Raw genomic sequence first — 16,355 nt, forward strand, 5'->3', positions numbered from 1 at the left:
CCCGCTGGCAACAGCCAGCCGCGGGCACCCTGGTCGACGTCGGTTCGACGGCGACCCCCGGGGATCGGGACGACATCGTACGAACTGCTTCCCCAATCGCGCGGAATGAATTCTTTGCCAAGGTCCCCAATACAGAGGGAGATTGACATTGACCGAGGTGGATCCACAGCAGCGCCAGAACGCCAAGACAGCGGCCGCCAATGCGGCCGTCGCAGCGAACGATACCGCCGCAGTGCTCGGAATTGCCGGAGTGGCTGTCGCCGCTGTCGGTGCGAGCACGGGCCTTGGCGCGCCTGCTGGACTGTTCGTTGGGGGCGTCCTCGCCGTGGGTAGCTTCGTCGCATGGGGCATCGGAAACCGCTATCAGCGCCTGGCCAATGACCCGCCACGAGACGATTTCGACCAGGTCTCCATTAGTGAGGCCCGACTCGACGAGGGTGCATTGCCCGCCGACGAACTACTAGCATCATTTGTGAGATACGCTGCAAATCAAGCAATTCTGGCCGACGCATTGGCGGCCTTGGTCACTTCATTGGAACGGTTCGATGGTGCCGTTGAGGCCGGAGACACCGACAACGCCGACACTCAAGCCGACGCCGTGCAATCTAATGCCAACTTGGTGGTGGCGACGCACACTGCACTCATCGACGGGGCCACGGCAATCAACGATGCGTGGAGCGCAAATGTCGGGGATCTCGACACCAGCGTCGCCCCGCCCCAGGACTTGCCGGGCCTCCTCTCGGAGGCGATTGGCATTGGCGCAGTTGGACTCGACGCCGTGTTCACCTGCGTCAGCGGACTTGTTGAGGGCGACCCGCTGGACGGGTTGGATCCCAATGGACATCCGTTGATCGTCAACGGCGGTCCGGCGTCGGTAGCTGAGCTGGTATCCGCCGGTCTCAACAACGCTATGACGGAGACGTCAGACCCACTGTCATCCATCGTCAGCTGAACGCAGCTCTGCCAACCGCAAATCGGATTTGATCTGCCCAGAGTCCAGGGTCGTGCGCGGGCATTGAGGGCGTTGGTGGCTTCAAGCTCCAAACAGGTTCGGCGAGTTGGTATCCACTGTCGTTGCAGTGCAATATGTTTCGTTGTGGCGGCACCGTGGATCGTGGATGACCGGCTGCGGGCAGTGATCGAACCGCTACTGCCGATCCGCGAGCCTGGGACACCGGGCCCGGCCCGGATGGACGACCGGCGAGTTGCAGGGGATCCTGTTCGTGCTGTTCACCGGGATCGACCGAGAGGATCTGCCCCACGAACTGAGTTTCGGGTCGGGGATGACCTGCTAGTGCCTCGTCAAGCAACCTTGGGTAGGTAATCGGGTCGCCGGATCTTGGAGTTGACGGCGAACTCGCGCTTGGGTTGGGCGTGCTGGTTGTACCAGCGGATGTAGGCGCCGATCGCGGCGTCCTGTTCGTCATGGCTGCGGTGGTCGGTTCCGTTCAACGCGAAATAGCGGAGAGCGGCGAATTCGGCTTCGATCCAGTTCAACCACGATGAATAGGTCGGCAGGAATACCAGTTCCACGTTGTTGACCGCGGCCCAGGCGCGGACCTCGGCTCGCTTGTGCGGGGAGAAGTTGTCGACGATGACGTAGAGCCTTTCGCCAGGCCAGCGCGCCCGCAGTGACTTCAGCAACGACAGGAACTCCTGCCATCGCTTCCGATCCCGGATCCGATAGTGGAGCTTGCCGGTCGATAGATCCAGAGCGCCGAGCAGGTGCCGCACGCCCTGGGTGCGCCGGTAGGTCGCCCGCAACCGCTTCGGACTCCGGCGAGGGAACCAACCACGACCAGCACGGGGTTGCAAGGTTGAGCGGACCGAACTCGTCCACACAGACCACCCGCCCGCCGGTGGGCCGGTGGTCGTAGAGATCCAGAACCCGGTTCATCTTCGCGGTGAACTCGGGATCGGTCCCGGCTTTCCAGGTCTTGACCGCCTGCCACGACACCCCCTCGGCCTTGAGGATCTGACGCAGAGTTTCGCGGCTGATATCGGCGATTCCGTTGCTGATCAGTACTTCGCGTAGTTTCGACAGGCTCCATGTCGAGAACGGCCAACCCAGGTCCCGCGGGCAGCACCGGGCGATGCAAGCGATGCGTTCACGCCTCGCTCGATCGACCTTCCGCGGCCTGCCCGCGCTCCATTTTGGGTCCAAAGCCTCGAACCCCCGTTCGTTGAAATCGTGGATCACCTGCCGCACATACGCTTCGCTGACCTGCATCAACCTCGCGATCGCGGGAACCGGCTGCCGCTGCGCGGAGGCCATCACCACGATCGCTCGTCGCATCCTGACCGGTTGCTTGCTCGTCTTCGTGATCTTCTGCAACCGCCGCCCCTCCTCTGGGGTCACCGCTCGCACAAACACTTCCGGCTTCCGGGCCACCGGCACCACCTCCACCGGCAGCATCACCGGCAACAGGTCCACGATCAACCCGACACCCTGTTACCGAGGCAACCTACTTGGACGAGGCACTAGCGGCGGGTCATGGATTGGCAGACGGCGGGGGTGTTCGAAGTGCTGCACAAGACGATGCTCGCCCACTGCACGCCGCCGGGTTGATCGATTTCGACCGGGTCATCCCAGACGGCTCGCATGTCCGGGCGAAAAAGGCCGCGACACCGGCCCGAGCCCAGTCGACCGCCGCAAGACCGGCTCGAAACACCATCAATCCTGACCTGCGGCAACGGATTACCGCTCGCGATCACGCTCTCGGCAGCGTACGTCAACGACCACCTGGTGCTGCCCGAACTGCTCGACAAGGTCCCGCCGCTGCGCGGGCGGCCGACCACGCCGACGGATCACCACCCTGATGGCGGACAAGGGCTACGACTACCCCCGCGTCCACGACGAACCGCGGCCACGAGGCATCACCAGTCACATCCCGCGCCACAGTACCCGCAACAAAGTCACAGGCCGGTGGGTCGTCGAACAATCCCTCGCCCTGCTCCATCAATTCCGACGTCTGTCGACCCGCTGAACTGGGTTGTTGCGCCACGTCCACGACCCCGAACTTCGTCTCGACCGGCTCAACGCGATCATCGTCGGACTGACCGCACAGCAGAAGATACGCGGATACAGACCTGGACCATCATCCGAACCCGCTTCCTTTCCAGCATCTCTACCTATCTTACGAAGCGGACCCGCGCGCAACCAGCAGCCCAACCCTAACGAGTGAGGACAGTATGAAGTTGCGCACACTGACTCACCCCGAAACGAAACACGCGATCGTCCGATATACCGTCGCGGCCGACCAGTGCACAGCACGGTACCTGGACACACTCTCATCCAGACACGGTTTCTGCAGCGAGAAAGTGTTGTTTCGTGTCCCAGCCGGGCTGGCCCGAGCAGCTCGCCCGCTTCCAGGCTGCGCCCGCTGAGGCGTTCAAGCATCTGGTCGATGAGTATGTCGCGGTTGCGCTCAACCGCAACTCCGGGCTGTTCGGTCCGGGTAAGTCGTTGACCGATCGGTTGCACCGCGACGGCGCGCGCGAGGTCCTTGCCTTGGCCGCGGCCGAACTCGATCGCTGCCGGTGGGCGGTGTATCGGGTGCGCCGCTGCTACAGCGCTCGGGCCCGCGCGTGGCGGGCGGTCGATGTCGTGGCCCGCGGCGACCGCGCCCACACCACGGTGTTTCTCGATCGCCTCGCCACCGAGCTGCGGATTACGCCTCAGCGCGACGATCAGCATTTCCGGGTGTGGTTGACCGAGCCGTCGACCAGTTATCCCCGGTTGGAGGAGTTCTTCGTCGCGGCCCCGGATTCGGTGATGCCCAAGGCCCGGAAGGGTTTCGAAGCGCGCTGGTACGGCCACGCAGACGATCGGCTGCTCGCCCTCGAGGATGCCGCCCACGCGGTGGTGGCTACTGCGCTACCTGCGGTGGCGTGAGCCTGGTCCACCACGTGCGGTCGAGACCGGCTCACCGATAGTCCCCTCATCCTGTCCCGTCCCGTGAACGCCAGCTCGGAGCGTCAGCTCCGGGCTGGCGTTCTTTCGATTTCTGGAAGGTGTGCTGTCATGCCTCATCTCATTCTGGCCACGGATCCGCCGTGTGCGGTGTGTTGGCGTCGCGAGGCCAGCGGCTGGTACCAGCTCGACGAGGATTCCCCTCGGCTGGTCTGCCAGAGCTGCTTCGTTGCGCTGCCGGAGTGTGAGCGCTGCCACGCGACGGTTCGCAGCCTCGCCGCAGTCGCCGACGATCGCCAGCTGTGCCGGTCCTGCACCCGCGGCTGGGTGGGGTGTGTGTCGTGCCGGGAGTTGACCGACCCCCATGTACGCACCGACACCGATGAGCCGGTGTGTTTGCGGTGTGCGGCAGTGTTTTTCGACTCGTGTTTCAACTGCGGCCGCTACAGTGCCGCGAGCCGGTATGTCTCCGGCGGGCATCGTGCCTGCACCCGCTGCGCGGCCCTCTACGACTCCTGCCCGGACTGCGGCACCTTGCTGCGCGCGGGGCGGGCGTGTGAGCCGTGCGCGCGGCGGGCGTGGGTGTGGAACTACAGCTACAAACCCGACCCGATCTTCCACGGCGACGGGCCGCTGTATCTGGGCATGGAGCTCGAGATCATCGTCCCGGACGACCGCTACAGCAAATGCGTCGCCGTGGCCGCCGATCATCTCGGTGACCTCGGCTATCTCAAGCAGGACTCCTCCATCCAGCCGCAGGGATTCGAGCTGGTCACCCACCCGATGTCGTATCGGCACGCGATCGATCACTTCCCTTGGGCCCTGCTCGAGGTGCTGGGGGATTTGGGTTGCGAGACCGACCAGACTGTCGGGTTGCATGTGCACGCCAGCCGCGACGGGTTCGACTCCCCCGCCCACATCTACCGGTGGTTGAAGTTGTTGTACCGCAACGAATCCGCGGTCACCACCCTGGCGCGGCGGCGTTCGCGTTACGCACCGTTCGACCGGATCGCACGCGCAAAGGCGCGCGACACCGCCAAAAGCCACCAGCACGCACTCGGGCTCGAACGGTATCAAGCGATCAACCCCTACCCACGAAAGACGTTGGAGCTGCGGGTCTTCGCCAGCTCACTGGACATCCAGTGCGTGCAAGCCGCGCTTGCGTTCACCGCCGCCTCGATCGACTACACCCGCGCTCTGCGGGTCGCGGATGTGCGGGCCGGGGCGTGGGAATGGTCGGCCTTTGCCGCCTGGGTCGCACGCCAGCCCGACTACCGGCCGCTGGCCGTGGAGATGGAGGACCTGGCATGTGCCTGCTGACCTACTACCCACCCGCCACCGGGCCCGACCCCGTCGCGCTGGCGCATGGGGCGACGGCCAACCCGCACGGGCACGGCTACGCGGTGACCGCCGGACGCGGCATCATCGTCGGACACGGGATGGACGCCGAACCGGTGATCGCCGAGTTCGCTCGCGTCCGCGCCCGCTACCCCGACGGTCCGGCGCTGTTTCATTCCCGCTACGCCACCAAAGGCATCCGCGATATCGACAACTGTCACCCCTTCCGGCTCGGTGGTGATCCGCGAACGGTGTTGGCGCACAACGGGACCCTGCCCAAACGCGTCCACCCCCGCGCCTACGATCCGCGGTCGGACACCCGTATCGCCGCCGAGGACTACCTGCCCACCGAGCCGTTCGGGTCGATCGACACCCACCGCGGCGCGCGAGGGCTGGCCTCGTGGCTGGGGTCGAGCAAGTTGGTGATCCTCACCGTCGACCCCACCTACCGCCACCAGGCGTATGTGTTCGGTGAGCAGGCCGGAACCTGGGATAACGGGATCTGGTACTCCAACACCAGCTACCTGCCACCGGCTAAGCGCTGGCCAGTCCGCTATCGGTACATGTGCGGGCACTGCTGGCACATCGATCTGCACCGCACCAGCCGCTACTGCGGCGACTGCGGCTGGTGCTTCGACTGCCAAATCGCCTTCCCCGACTGCGAATGCCAGCCGCCACGCCCCACCGACACCGCCGCGCGCACCCAACGCCGCGGTCGCGTTGTCGCACTCACCCGCCACAGCGCCACCACAGCACAGTCCCAGTCCTCTACGGGCTAGCCGCTAGTTCATCCCTGCTCCGAGAACCCCGCACCCAGTCCGTTTACGGCTGGGTGCGGGGTTCTTTCCATTTCTCCCACCGAAAGGTCGTGATCGCCTATGCCCGCCTCCACACTGGCCGACCCCTTGTGCGAGGACTGCTCCCACCCCACCCCCACCTCCGAGTTGGTGTCCACGGTCGAGGGCGAACCGCTCTGCGGCGACTGCGCCGAGGATGTCCCGCGTTGCGACCAATGCGCCAACTACTCCCGCGAGCGGGCGTTGACCGTCGACGAGACCTACCTGTGCGGCGAATGCGTGCTCGACTGGTCTCGCTGCACCGACTGCGACCACTACACCCGCCATGTCACCGCGGTCGTGGGCGGCGGGGAGGTGTGCGGGGGGTGTGGTGAGAACTACACCAGTTGCTCGGACTGCGGATACCTAGCCGCCGACACCTCCGAGGTCTGCGGCGGCAGCCAGGTGTGTGCCAGCTGCGCCGACGAGGACTATCACGAGTGCGCAGCCTGCTACACCCTCGTTCTGCGCGAGGACACCTACTGCCAAGCCTGCGCTCCCGAACGGTCCTGGCATTCGAAAGTGCACTCCTGGGATCACAAACCCAGCCCCCGCTTCCACGGCCAGGGCCCGCTGTATCTGGGGCTGGAACTGGAGATCAAAACCCCCAGCGGTGTTTTCAACGACGCCGTCGACACCGCCCTAGACCATCTCGGAGACCTCGGCTATTTGAAAGAGGACTCTTCGATCAGCCCGTGCGGGTTCGAGCTGGTCACCCATCCCATGTCGTATGCGTATGCGCGCGAGGAGTTTCCGTGGCAGCTGCTCAACCGGCTGCGGCTGCTGGGTGCCTACACCGATGAACACGTCGGCATCCACGTCCACCTCTCCCGCGCCGGATTCGACTCTCCCGCCCACATCTACCGGTGGTTGAAGTTCGTCTACCGCAATGAAACCGCCGTCACCACACTGGCGCGGCGGTCCTCCCCGGAGTGGGCGAAGTTCTCCGCCGAGGCACGCTCGCGGCTGTGGGAATACGCCCACGGCACCCAGGACTACGCCGCCCGCTACGAAGCGGTCAACGTCCGCCCCGAACACACCTTCGAACTGCGGGTGTTCGCCAGTTCCCTGCACCCCCAGCAGGTTCAGGCCGCCCTCGCCTTCGCCGCCGCCTCGGTCGAATACACCCGCCACCTCAGTGCCGCCGAGATCGCGCGCCGCCGCGGCTGGGAATGGACCGCCTTCACCACCTGGGTGCGCTCGCGCCCGCACTACAGCCCGCTGCTCGCCGAAATGGAGGCCCTCGCGTGTGCATCCTGACCTTCGTCAAACCCGGCATCACCCCCGACCTGGAGGCGTTGCGCAACGGGGCACTGGCCAATCCGCACGGGCACGGCTACGCGGTGATCACCGGTGACGCGATCGCTGTCGGACATGGGATGGACGCTGCCGCGGTGATCGCCGAGTTCGCCGCGGTGCGTGCCGAGTACTCGGAGGGTCCGGCGTTGTTTCATTCCCGGTTGGCCACCCACGGCCTGCACGACCTCGACAACTGCCACCCCTTCCGCGTCGGCGGCGACGAGCGAACCGTGCTGGCGCACAACGGAATCCTGCCCACCAACGTCCACCCGCGCGCCGATGATCCCCGCTCCGACACCCGCATCGCCGCTGAGGACTACCTGCCCACCGCACCGTTCGGGTCACTGGATTCCTGGGTCGGCCGCGACCGCCTCGAACGCTGGCTGGGTACCGACAAGATGGTGATCTTGACCGTCGACCCCACCTACAAGCATCACGCCTACATCTTCAACGAACACCGCGGCCGCTGGGACGACGGATCCTGGTACTCCAACACCGGCTACCTGCCCCACCGGTGGGGCGCCGATGAGGAGTATTGCGAGAACTGCGGTGTGCCCGACTACGACCGCCTCGGCCCGCACTGCCCCTGGTGCGGTTTCTGCACCGAATGCACCCGCGTGTTCCCCAAATGCGTGTGCCCGGCCTTCGACGGTGAGGAACGCTACGCCGACCTGCTCGAACTCGAATACACCTGACCCTCACCCTCAGCCGACCTGCTCGACACACCGAACCCGCGCACCGACCCGTTCACCGGTGCGCGGGTTCGCCTCGCCGTTCCCGAAACAAGTGGCCACGAGCCGCTTCCGGCCAGATCCGACCACGGTGTTGACCGCCAGCACCGACGCCCATTGGCGCGGCAGCTGACCCGTGTGGCCGGTCGAATCCCGAAATCGACTGGCGCTACGCCGGTCTCGCCCTCTGGACAGCCGCTGACGCGCTCGTCGCTGCCCTCACCACGCCGCCACCGATCGCGACCCGCGCTGCGCTGACACCCGAAGTAGGAGGACCCGCTGATGAGCAACCCCGCCGACCCGCAACCCATCGATCCCGAGACCGACGCCGAGTTCACCCGCCGCGTCCTCGAACGCATCGATGAATGGTTCGACAACCGCTCCTCCACTGGCGGCCGCGTCGATGCCATCGCAGCGGGTGATCACCGGCTCGCCGCCGATCCTGTGACCACCGTCGTCGCCGCCGAGCTGCACCAGCTGCGCCGCGCCGGGGAACTCACCACCGTGGTCACCCGCGGCGGCCACACCTACCACCGGGTGCACATCGAGGCCGTGCACCGCCACCACGCCGTCCTCGCCAGCGACACCCACCCCGGAGTGCTGCTGCCGCTGCGGTTCATCGAATCCGTCCACCGCCTCACCCCTCCCACCCGACAGAAGTGAATCCCGATGTCCGACGACACGATGGTTCCGCTTTCCCGTGAGGAGACCCTCGCCCTGTTGCTGGATGGCCTGCCCGACTACCTCGCCTCGGTGCATCGGATCATCGAGTTCGCGCGCGGCATGGCCACCGCCGTAGGCGGGCAACCGCTCACCGTGCTCGAGCATCTGCTGGCCGAGCACGAACGCCCCGACCGGCTCGTACGCCTGAGCCACCGTGCCCTGAAGACCTCACGGGGCACCGACATCGGTGGCGCCGATGGCCGCTGATCTGGCCCGCTACCTCGCTGCGGTGCAGGCCGACCCGCACTACGCGCCCTATCTGCCCGACCATGCGCTCCCGGACGGGCCGGTCCTGATCGTCGGCCAGCACGCCGCCTTCGCCACCAGCCCCCGGCCCGCGACACCGGTGGCGGTGTTCCCCGGTGGCGCACCCACCACGGCTGTGATCGCTCATCCGGTGATGGCGTTGGTGCGCATCGAGCACGCCACCGCCATCATCACCGTCGGACACGACGGCACCAGCACCACCTGCTGGGAGCATGCCCTGTTCCCAGGGCTGCCGACCGGGGTCAGCTGGCATCTGTACCCGACCGAACTCGACGCGGCGACCGGGCGGTGGGTCCTCGGCGCAGGGCGGTGGGCCGCTGGGGGCCGTCAGGCAGTGCTTCCGCGTTCGGTCACCGCGCAGGTGCCCGGCGCGCCCCGCGTGGTGGCCCTCCACGACCACGATGCCCGCACCGGACGGCGCTGGCGCTCGTGATCGCCAACGCCGCCGAGCTGATGGCCTGGATCCAGAACCATCTGCCCGAACTCGACGAACACCGATACCACCCCTGGCAAGCCGAACCACCGGTGCCCGGCGCGCTGGTGGCGTGGGTTCAGGTGCTCATCCGCACACCCGGCCGCGCCGATGCCCTCACCAGCATCACTCTCACCGCCGCCCCGATCCACGACGAACCAGCTCCCGCACCGCCGCGCTCATCCTCGGGCTGCGCCCACTGAATGGAGGTGAACATGACCGACCCCAAACGTGCTGCGCGCCAGCCTGTTCCCGCGAGAGCACTGATCCCTCATCGACTTGCCGCAGCGCCGAGCGCCCACGGCATGGTCGTTCCCTTCGTCACCTTGGCCCACCGCGACCGCACCCGCCCGGTCTGGGGCAAACTCGACCCCAACCGCCTGCGAGAAACCTTGCACCGCAAGCTATGTCAGATCTGCGGCGACCCGCTCACCGACCGTGTCGTTCTCTACATCCGGCCCTCGGACTACCTGCGCGGCCTCACGCCAGAACCGGGAGTCCATCCCGAGTGTGGCCTGTATTCCAAACAGGCCTGTCCGATGCTGGCCGGTCGCGTGGACCGCTACAACCCGCATCCACCCGAACAGCTCACCCGCTGTGACGACCCGGTCTGCGACTGCCGCCGCTGGATGGCCCCCGAACCCGACCCCCGCGACGGCCGCCGCGAAGGCCAACCAGCCGAAGCCTGGTACGAAGCATGGCTGCACCTGCGCGACTACGTGATCGTCACCGACCCTGGCAACGACACCGCCGCCCCGGCGGTCGGGGTCGACCTGCGCCCGTCCTCACGGATCCGCCGCCTGCGCAAAGTACGCGACGCCGCACCCGGCAGCGAAGACAGTCAGCCGGTAGATCTGCTCGCAGCGCTCATCGCCATCCGCGTCTTCTTCGGCGTCGGCGGCCCCTTCCAGTGACCGGTACCTCACCGAAGATGCCTCCGCGGCGGCCACACTGCGGGGCTGCCCCCGGGATTCGGCCGCCACCGAATCGGCTGGCGCGTTAAAGTTTGGCCAGGGTCGGGGTCATTTCAGGGGGTTCACACACTCTCGTTGACCGCATACGCGCGGTTGGATCCCGACGCCGCCCGCGCCGGGATACTCGGCGACGATCTGTCGGCGCAGAGGCGCGTTGGTGGGCGTTGCTCTGTCCCCTCCAGGCACACCCACCTTCCCCTCTTCTGCGCTCCACGCACATCGCACCTTTCCACCAGCCGCGCACCGCGCCCGCGTCATTGCACCTCGGGACAGCAAGCCCTGCCCGAGCATCCGCTGCTGCCACCTCATCAGGAGGTTTCTGTGCCGTCCATCCATGCCCCGGGTAGCTTCATCACCGCGACACTGACATGGCTGCCGCAGCCGCCATCACGATCGCTGCTGTTGGTCCAGCTCCGCGAAAACAGCGGCGCACCAGGCACCTACGCGATCCAGGCGCTGCACAGTCATGACCTGTATACCGCCGAGGGACAGCTGGCGACCGCCGCGATCCTCTCAACCGCCCAGCATCTGTGCACACCACAGCCTCCGGACGCGGCAGCGGTCATCATCATCGACGAACCCGCACCGCATCGGCCGGGATCCATCCCTGCTCTGTCCAAATTGGCCACGCTGCTGCGCGGAACGCTCACCACGACCGACACCCCATTGGTCGGGGCGTGGACGATCACCACGACCGAACCCGGCAGCGCCTGGATAAGCCTGCTCGACGACAACCGCGGCGTCCTGACCAGCACACCCCCGGAGCCGCCAGCCCGACCGCGGCGCGACACCGTCGCCGGACCCGACCTCACCTCCGCGGTGGTCGATGTGACACCTGGGCGGTCTGCTCCCGGCGATGATCCCCACACCTCCGCCGACCAACTCGATCACACGCGTGTGCTGGCGCGCAGGCGGCTGCGGCTGGTGATGTGCATCGTCTATGCCGTCAACGCCGGCGTCGAACTACACATCGACAGGCTGGCGGAGGTGGCCGAGGCCCTCGAGGACCCGGCAGTGCGAGATGTGCTCTACGCCTTCGCTGTCGGCCGCAACGGACCGACCGCGCTGAAACTGTGGACGCTGCTGATCGGTGAGCTACCGACCCGCCGACGCGGCTTGCCCGCGATGCTGGCCGCCCTCACCCACTACACCAGCAGTGACAACACCAGCACGGGCGAGACGAGCCGGATCGCGCTCACCCAACAGCCCGACGATCCCTCCCTGCAAACCCCGGCCGCCGCGATCACCACCACGGACCTGGCCGAACTGCTGCGCGCCATTGCCCATTCCGGGCGCTGCACCGCGGCCGATCTCGGCATCGACATCGACATCGACTGACCACACACCGCCCACGGAGGTTCCCATGCCCGAAGTACCGTCCCCTGCCGTCGCACCGCCGATCACCGAGGCGCGGCGGCACGCGTGGGCGATCCTCGCCCGTGCGGCGCTGACCGCCGCCCCCGCGGTCGCCGAGCTGCTGGCAGGACTCGACGACGACCCCGAGCACGCCGCCGCCCGTCTGACCGCCAATCCGCGCGTGTTCGGTTTGTCCGCCGATCTGGCGGGTCAGGCAGCGCGCGATCTGGAACGCGCTGCCGCGGTCGGTGCCCGGCTGCTCACACGCGACGAGCCGGAGTGGCCGACGACTCGGTTGACTCGCCTCGACGCACCACAGGTGCGTGGGTATGCCCCGATCGGGTTGTGGTTGCGCGGCCCGGCGCGTCTGGATTCCTTCGCCGAGCACACGGTGGCGGTGGTCGGGGCGCGTGCGGCGACCGACTACGGACAGCGCGTCGCCTACGACATCGCCGGGGACTTCGCCGAGCGCGGGTGGACGGTGGTCAGTGGTGGCGCCTTCGGCATCGACGCGTCGGCTCATCGTGGCGCGCTGGAGCATCCCGCCTCCACGATCGCGGTCACCGCGACCGGCATCGACCGCTACTACCCCTCCGGCAATCAGCGTCTGCTCGAGCAGATCACCGCCGAGGGATTGATGGTCTCGGAGTATCCGCCGCAAACCCCGCCGAGCAGAGATCAGTTCTTGCAACGCAATCGGATCACCGTCGCCCTGTCGCGTGCGGTGGTGATCGTCGAAGGCGGCCGTGTCCGTGGCAGCACCGCCAACACCGCCCGGTGGGCGCGCGAACTCGCCCGCCCGGTGTTCGCCGTGCCGGGCCCGATCACCTCGGCGTCCTCGGCAGGCCCGCACACCCTGATCCGAGACGGTCACGCCCGCCTGTTCACCCACGCCGCCCAGGTCATCGATGACCTGAACACCACGCCCGGCATCTGAACTACCCCAGCAGGTTTCGTCCCTTCCCGTCACGGACGCAGCACCAGTCCGCCCAGTCCGATCTCTAGGAGGTTTCGATCATGTCCGCATCCACCGCGACAGCTCCGGCGTTGCCGACCTTGCCGCGTGAGGATTACGCGCGTCTCGAGCAGCGCGGCCTGGCCGGGGCGGTTCCGGCGATCCCGGACTCGGCGGTGGCCGAACGCTGGCGCAGCGACTACCCGGGCTGGCGCGGCCGCTACTGGGCCTGGATCGGCGACGACGGCGATGTGCTGCATCTGCGCCCGGTCAACGTCGCGCGCCAGTCCACCGCCCGCGCTGCCTGACCACAGGCCAGGCAGCGTCACAGCGCGAACGCACAGCTGTTTCCCGTTCTGCGATAACCGTTTCCGGCGCGGCGACTCCCACCAGCGAGGTGGGGTCGCTGCGCCCTTGTCTTGTGAGGAGCCTGTCTTGAGTCCGACCACGCTCACTGTTGTCACCGACCCGAACACCGAACTCGACTCCGTCGAGGCGGAGGTGTCGCAGCAACCCGCGCCGGAGGTGATCGACACCGATACCGCCCCCGTGGAGCAGACCGCGGCCGACGAGGAAGCGTTCGTACTGCCGCCGGACGCCACGGCGAGCTACCTCGACCCGACGGAGTTGCAGATCGCGGAGAACGTGCGCAAGCGTTTCGATCTGGCCGATCATCCGGAGCAGGTCGCCACGATCGAACAGTTCGGTGTGCGGGCGCCGGTGCTGGCCGAGCGTGAGCCCGACGGGTCGATCTGGGTGTATGAGGGTCAGGTCCGCACTCTCGTCGCCCGCCACCTGGGCTTGCCGCTGATCCCGGTGTGGGTCACCGACGCCCGCAGCGACCTCGACCCCGCCGAGCGGCGCATCGCGCGCACTCTCGATCAGATCAACCTCAACGAACGCCGGATCCCGACCCCGGCCAGCGACCAAGCCGCCGGGATCGCCCTGACGTTGGAGCTGGGCGCCTCGGCCACCCGGGTCGCCAGAGCGACGCAGCGCAAACCGGCCGAGGTCCGCAAGATCGCCGCGGTCGGCAAATCCGGCACCGCCAAGCGGTTGCTCGATGAGAACCAGTACAGCCTCGACCAGCTCGCGGTGATCGCCCACTACGAAAACCTCGGTGACACCGAAGCCGTGCAGCAGCTCCTCGAGGTCTCCCGCTACTCGATCGACTGGACCGCCAAACGGATTGCTGCCGAGCGCGCCGAAACCCGCGACCGGCTCCGAGAATCCCTGGCGTATGGGGCCTACGGATTCAGGATCCTGACCCGCCAACCCGACACCCGCGGCAGCGAGCCTGCCTACATCCCGGCCACCGAACTGGCCACCACCAGCGGTGATCCGGTGACCGCCGAGCTGATCTACACCGACCCGGCCCAGTGGGTGGTGTTCCTCGAGGTCGAGCGCGACGCCGAGTTCATCGACGTCGACTCTGGAGAATTCATCGACCCCGACACCGTCGACTGGACCACCCGCGGCAACCCGGAAGCCGAACCCGGCAAGGGTTTGCGTCGCGCCGATACCGTGGCCCGCCGCGACCGGTGGACACCGGTGTACTACTTGCCTTCCGACCAGCTCGAGCAGGCAGGGTTGGGTCTGCTCGTCGATGCCGTCGATCCCGACGACGAGGCTGCGGTTGCCGCGGCCGAGCAGGCGGCGGCTCAGCGTGAGCAGGCGCGCCAGGATCGGCGGCGGGTGATCGAACTCAACAAACGTGGGGCCGACTCCTTTGAGCGGCGCGACGAGTTCCTGACCAGACTGGTCTCGGGTGCCCGCCCACCAGCCGAGGCCCCGGCCTTCGTCGCCGAATCCTTTGCCCGCCGGATCGATTCGGCGGTGCTGCACAAGGTGACCAAGCTGTTGGGGATCGCTGGATCGGCCGACAAGCTCCTCGAGGCGATCCACGCCGCCTCGCCGAACCGGGCCTGGATGATCGTGCTCGCCATGCAGCTGGCCACCTACGAACTCGACGTCGACAAAAGCTTCTGGCGCGTCGGGGAGGGATCGACCCGCCGCTACATGCGATTCCTCGGCCAAGTCGGCGCTACCCGAGATTTCGCACTCTGTGACGTCGAACAGGCCGCCGCCGGCGAGATCGACTACCACGACATCGACATCGACTCCCCACCGCGCCAAGCAGCCTCGAAGGAGACGAAATCCCGTGGCTGACAACACCGACGATGCCCAACCGCCAGCCGTCGACGAGTCACCCGCGAGTGCTGGTCACGCCTCCGCGGCCCGGGGCCCCGGGCCGCGGCTGCGGGTGGATGATCCCGGTGAGTTGATTGCGGCGCTGCCCGCATTGATCGAATTCGTACCCGAACGATCACTGATGGCGGTCCTATTGCGCAGGCCGCAGACACCCGGATCCAGCTCGACCATCGGTCCAGTCCTGCGATTCGATCTCGACCAGGACGGCGGCAAGCGGGGATTGGCGGCGGCCATCGCCTCGGCGGTCGCAGGCATCTGTGCCGCCGAGGAGTCGACCGAAGTGCTCGCGGTGATCATCGATGACCGCATGCGCCAACCGCGCCGAACCCGCACACCAGGTGGTGCCAAGGCGTGGGGCGCGCTCATTGCCGCGTTCGCGCAGCACTTGGCAGATGACGAGGTGACGCTCACCGATGCGTGGGCCGTCCCAGCGATTCAGGCGCGCCAGCGGTGGTGGAGCCTGCTCGACGCCGATCACCGAGGGACACTGCCGGACCCGGCCACCTCGATGGTGACCTTCGCGTATGTGCTCAACGGTCGACCAATTCGTGCCACTCGCTCGCAGCTGACCGACCTGGTCGTCCAGGACAGGGATTCCGCGCAAGAAGTGGCCGCGCACCTCGAAGACGCGCTGTCGGCGGGGCATGACCGATACGTTGCCGCCATCCGACGCGCAGATCCCGGTAGCTTCCGTCGGCGAGCGCTCGAACGGGTGCTGTATCGGGTCGCCGATCTGGACTCCGGTGTTCTGCCCACCGTACGACAGATGGCGGAACTGGCTGTGGTGCTGCGTGATCGGATGGTGCGCGATGCGTTGCTTGCGCTAGCGGTGGGCGAGCACTCGGCGCTGGCCGAGCAGTTGTGGGTGATCCTCGTCCAGTCCTTGCCGGGCCGCGACCGGGCCGAGGCCGCGGTGCTCCTTGCCTACAGCGCCTACGTCCGCGGCGATGGCTCACTGGCGGGCATCGCCCTGGGCGCGGCGCTGGAGACGGACCCCTCACACTCGATGGCCATCGGGCTCGACACTGCCCTGCGCAGCGGAATGCGCCCGGAAGAGCTTCGGCGACTCGCTGACCACGGCCTCGGTATCGCCGGTCACCTGGGCATCGATCTCGGGCCGATCCGCCGGTGACCCTCGGGTGTGCCTTCTTACGACCTCGCCGGTGAGCGCCACCTCGTGTCACCGGTGACCCGCCGATGTTCACCCGATTCCTGTTCTGGCCAATAACTCTCGAAGGAGCATGATCATGGCTGCCGGAGATACGGCACTCACCGTGATT

Annotated in this window: 17 protein-coding genes and 1 pseudogene; 16 read left to right on the top strand and 2 right to left on the bottom strand. The window is 67.1% G+C overall.

Going from position 1 to position 16,355, the window contains the following annotated elements; translation table 11 throughout:
• Positions 1 to 148: 148 nt before the first annotated feature.
• On the top strand, positions 149 to 952 hold the full coding sequence (locus tag AC3EO7_RS18405) for a hypothetical protein (protein ID WP_435591866.1): 804 nt from the start codon (positions 149 to 151) through the stop codon (positions 950 to 952).
• Positions 953 to 1,302: 350 nt separating this feature from the next.
• On the opposite strand, the gene AC3EO7_RS18410 is transcribed toward AC3EO7_RS18405, so the two are convergent.
• Both AC3EO7_RS18410 and AC3EO7_RS18415 read right to left on the bottom strand, forming a co-directional pair.
• Positions 1,303 to 1,842 (bottom strand): IS630 family transposase, encoded by a 540-nt coding sequence (locus AC3EO7_RS18410; RefSeq protein WP_488186276.1) that lies wholly within the window; start codon positions 1,840 to 1,842, stop codon positions 1,303 to 1,305.
• Positions 1,843 to 2,029: 187 nt separating this feature from the next.
• Positions 2,030 to 2,416, bottom strand: a pseudogene (locus tag AC3EO7_RS18415) (helix-turn-helix domain-containing protein); the annotation flags it as partial.
• A 915-nt stretch (positions 2,417 to 3,331) separates the two neighbouring features.
• On the opposite strand from AC3EO7_RS18415, the gene AC3EO7_RS18420 reads away from it, so the two are divergent.
• From AC3EO7_RS18420 to AC3EO7_RS18490, 15 genes are all read left to right on the top strand, one after another.
• Entirely contained in the window at positions 3,332 to 3,895 is a 564-nt protein-coding gene (locus AC3EO7_RS18420; RefSeq protein ID WP_435591868.1) for a hypothetical protein, read from the top strand.
• Positions 3,896 to 4,024: 129 nt separating this feature from the next.
• Positions 4,025 to 5,233, top strand: coding sequence for a hypothetical protein (locus AC3EO7_RS18425; RefSeq protein ID WP_435591869.1), 1,209 nt, complete (start codon positions 4,025 to 4,027; stop codon positions 5,231 to 5,233).
• Positions 5,221 to 6,030 carry a class II glutamine amidotransferase domain-containing protein gene (locus AC3EO7_RS18430; RefSeq protein WP_435591870.1) on the top strand — a complete coding sequence of 270 codons (810 nt, stop codon included), beginning with the start codon at positions 5,221 to 5,223 and terminating at the stop codon, positions 6,028 to 6,030. Before AC3EO7_RS18425 ends, AC3EO7_RS18430 begins: the two co-directional genes overlap by 13 nt.
• Before the next feature lie 99 nt (positions 6,031 to 6,129).
• Positions 6,130 to 7,347, top strand: coding sequence for an amidoligase family protein (locus AC3EO7_RS18435; protein WP_435591871.1), 1,218 nt, complete (start codon positions 6,130 to 6,132; stop codon positions 7,345 to 7,347).
• Positions 7,335 to 8,081, top strand: coding sequence for a class II glutamine amidotransferase domain-containing protein (locus AC3EO7_RS18440; protein ID WP_435591872.1), 747 nt, complete (start codon positions 7,335 to 7,337; stop codon positions 8,079 to 8,081). The genes AC3EO7_RS18435 and AC3EO7_RS18440 overlap by 13 nt, the downstream gene beginning before the upstream one ends.
• 318 nt (positions 8,082 to 8,399) lie before the next feature.
• Complete coding sequence (locus AC3EO7_RS18445) at positions 8,400 to 8,780, top strand: hypothetical protein (RefSeq protein ID WP_435591873.1); 381 nt, start codon at positions 8,400 to 8,402, stop codon at positions 8,778 to 8,780.
• A 6-nt stretch (positions 8,781 to 8,786) separates the two neighbouring features.
• Positions 8,787 to 9,047, top strand: a complete 261-nt coding sequence (locus AC3EO7_RS18450) for a hypothetical protein (protein ID WP_435591874.1) — start codon at positions 8,787 to 8,789, stop codon at positions 9,045 to 9,047.
• Positions 9,037 to 9,540 (top strand): hypothetical protein, encoded by a 504-nt coding sequence (locus tag AC3EO7_RS18455; RefSeq protein ID WP_435591875.1) that lies wholly within the window; start codon positions 9,037 to 9,039, stop codon positions 9,538 to 9,540. The genes AC3EO7_RS18450 and AC3EO7_RS18455 overlap by 11 nt, the downstream gene beginning before the upstream one ends.
• A complete protein-coding gene (locus AC3EO7_RS18460; RefSeq protein WP_435591876.1) occupies positions 9,537 to 9,782 on the top strand; it encodes a hypothetical protein in 246 nt (81 codons plus the stop codon). The genes AC3EO7_RS18455 and AC3EO7_RS18460 overlap by 4 nt, the downstream gene beginning before the upstream one ends.
• Before the next feature lie 12 nt (positions 9,783 to 9,794).
• The gene (locus AC3EO7_RS18465; RefSeq protein WP_435591877.1) at positions 9,795 to 10,493 is read left to right on the top strand and encodes a hypothetical protein; all 699 of its coding nucleotides are present in this window, start codon (positions 9,795 to 9,797) and stop codon (positions 10,491 to 10,493) included.
• Between the two features lie 381 nt (positions 10,494 to 10,874).
• Positions 10,875 to 11,891, top strand: coding sequence for a DUF4192 family protein (locus tag AC3EO7_RS18470; RefSeq protein ID WP_435591878.1), 1,017 nt, complete (start codon positions 10,875 to 10,877; stop codon positions 11,889 to 11,891).
• Between the two features lie 25 nt (positions 11,892 to 11,916).
• Positions 11,917 to 12,846, top strand: a complete 930-nt coding sequence (gene dprA / locus AC3EO7_RS18475) for a DNA-processing protein DprA (protein WP_435591879.1) — start codon at positions 11,917 to 11,919, stop codon at positions 12,844 to 12,846.
• 80 nt (positions 12,847 to 12,926) lie between these two features.
• Positions 12,927 to 13,172 carry a hypothetical protein gene (locus tag AC3EO7_RS18480; protein WP_435591880.1) on the top strand — a complete coding sequence of 82 codons (246 nt, stop codon included), beginning with the start codon at positions 12,927 to 12,929 and terminating at the stop codon, positions 13,170 to 13,172.
• A gap of 127 nt (positions 13,173 to 13,299) precedes the next feature.
• The gene (locus tag AC3EO7_RS18485) at positions 13,300 to 15,033 is read left to right on the top strand and encodes a ParB/RepB/Spo0J family partition protein (protein ID WP_435591881.1); all 1,734 of its coding nucleotides are present in this window, start codon (positions 13,300 to 13,302) and stop codon (positions 15,031 to 15,033) included.
• Positions 15,026 to 16,207, top strand: coding sequence for a DUF4192 domain-containing protein (locus AC3EO7_RS18490; protein ID WP_435591882.1), 1,182 nt, complete (start codon positions 15,026 to 15,028; stop codon positions 16,205 to 16,207). The genes AC3EO7_RS18485 and AC3EO7_RS18490 overlap by 8 nt, the downstream gene beginning before the upstream one ends.
• Positions 16,208 to 16,355: the final 148 nt, after the last annotated feature.

The organism is Nocardia sp. bgisy118 (assembly GCF_057708605.1).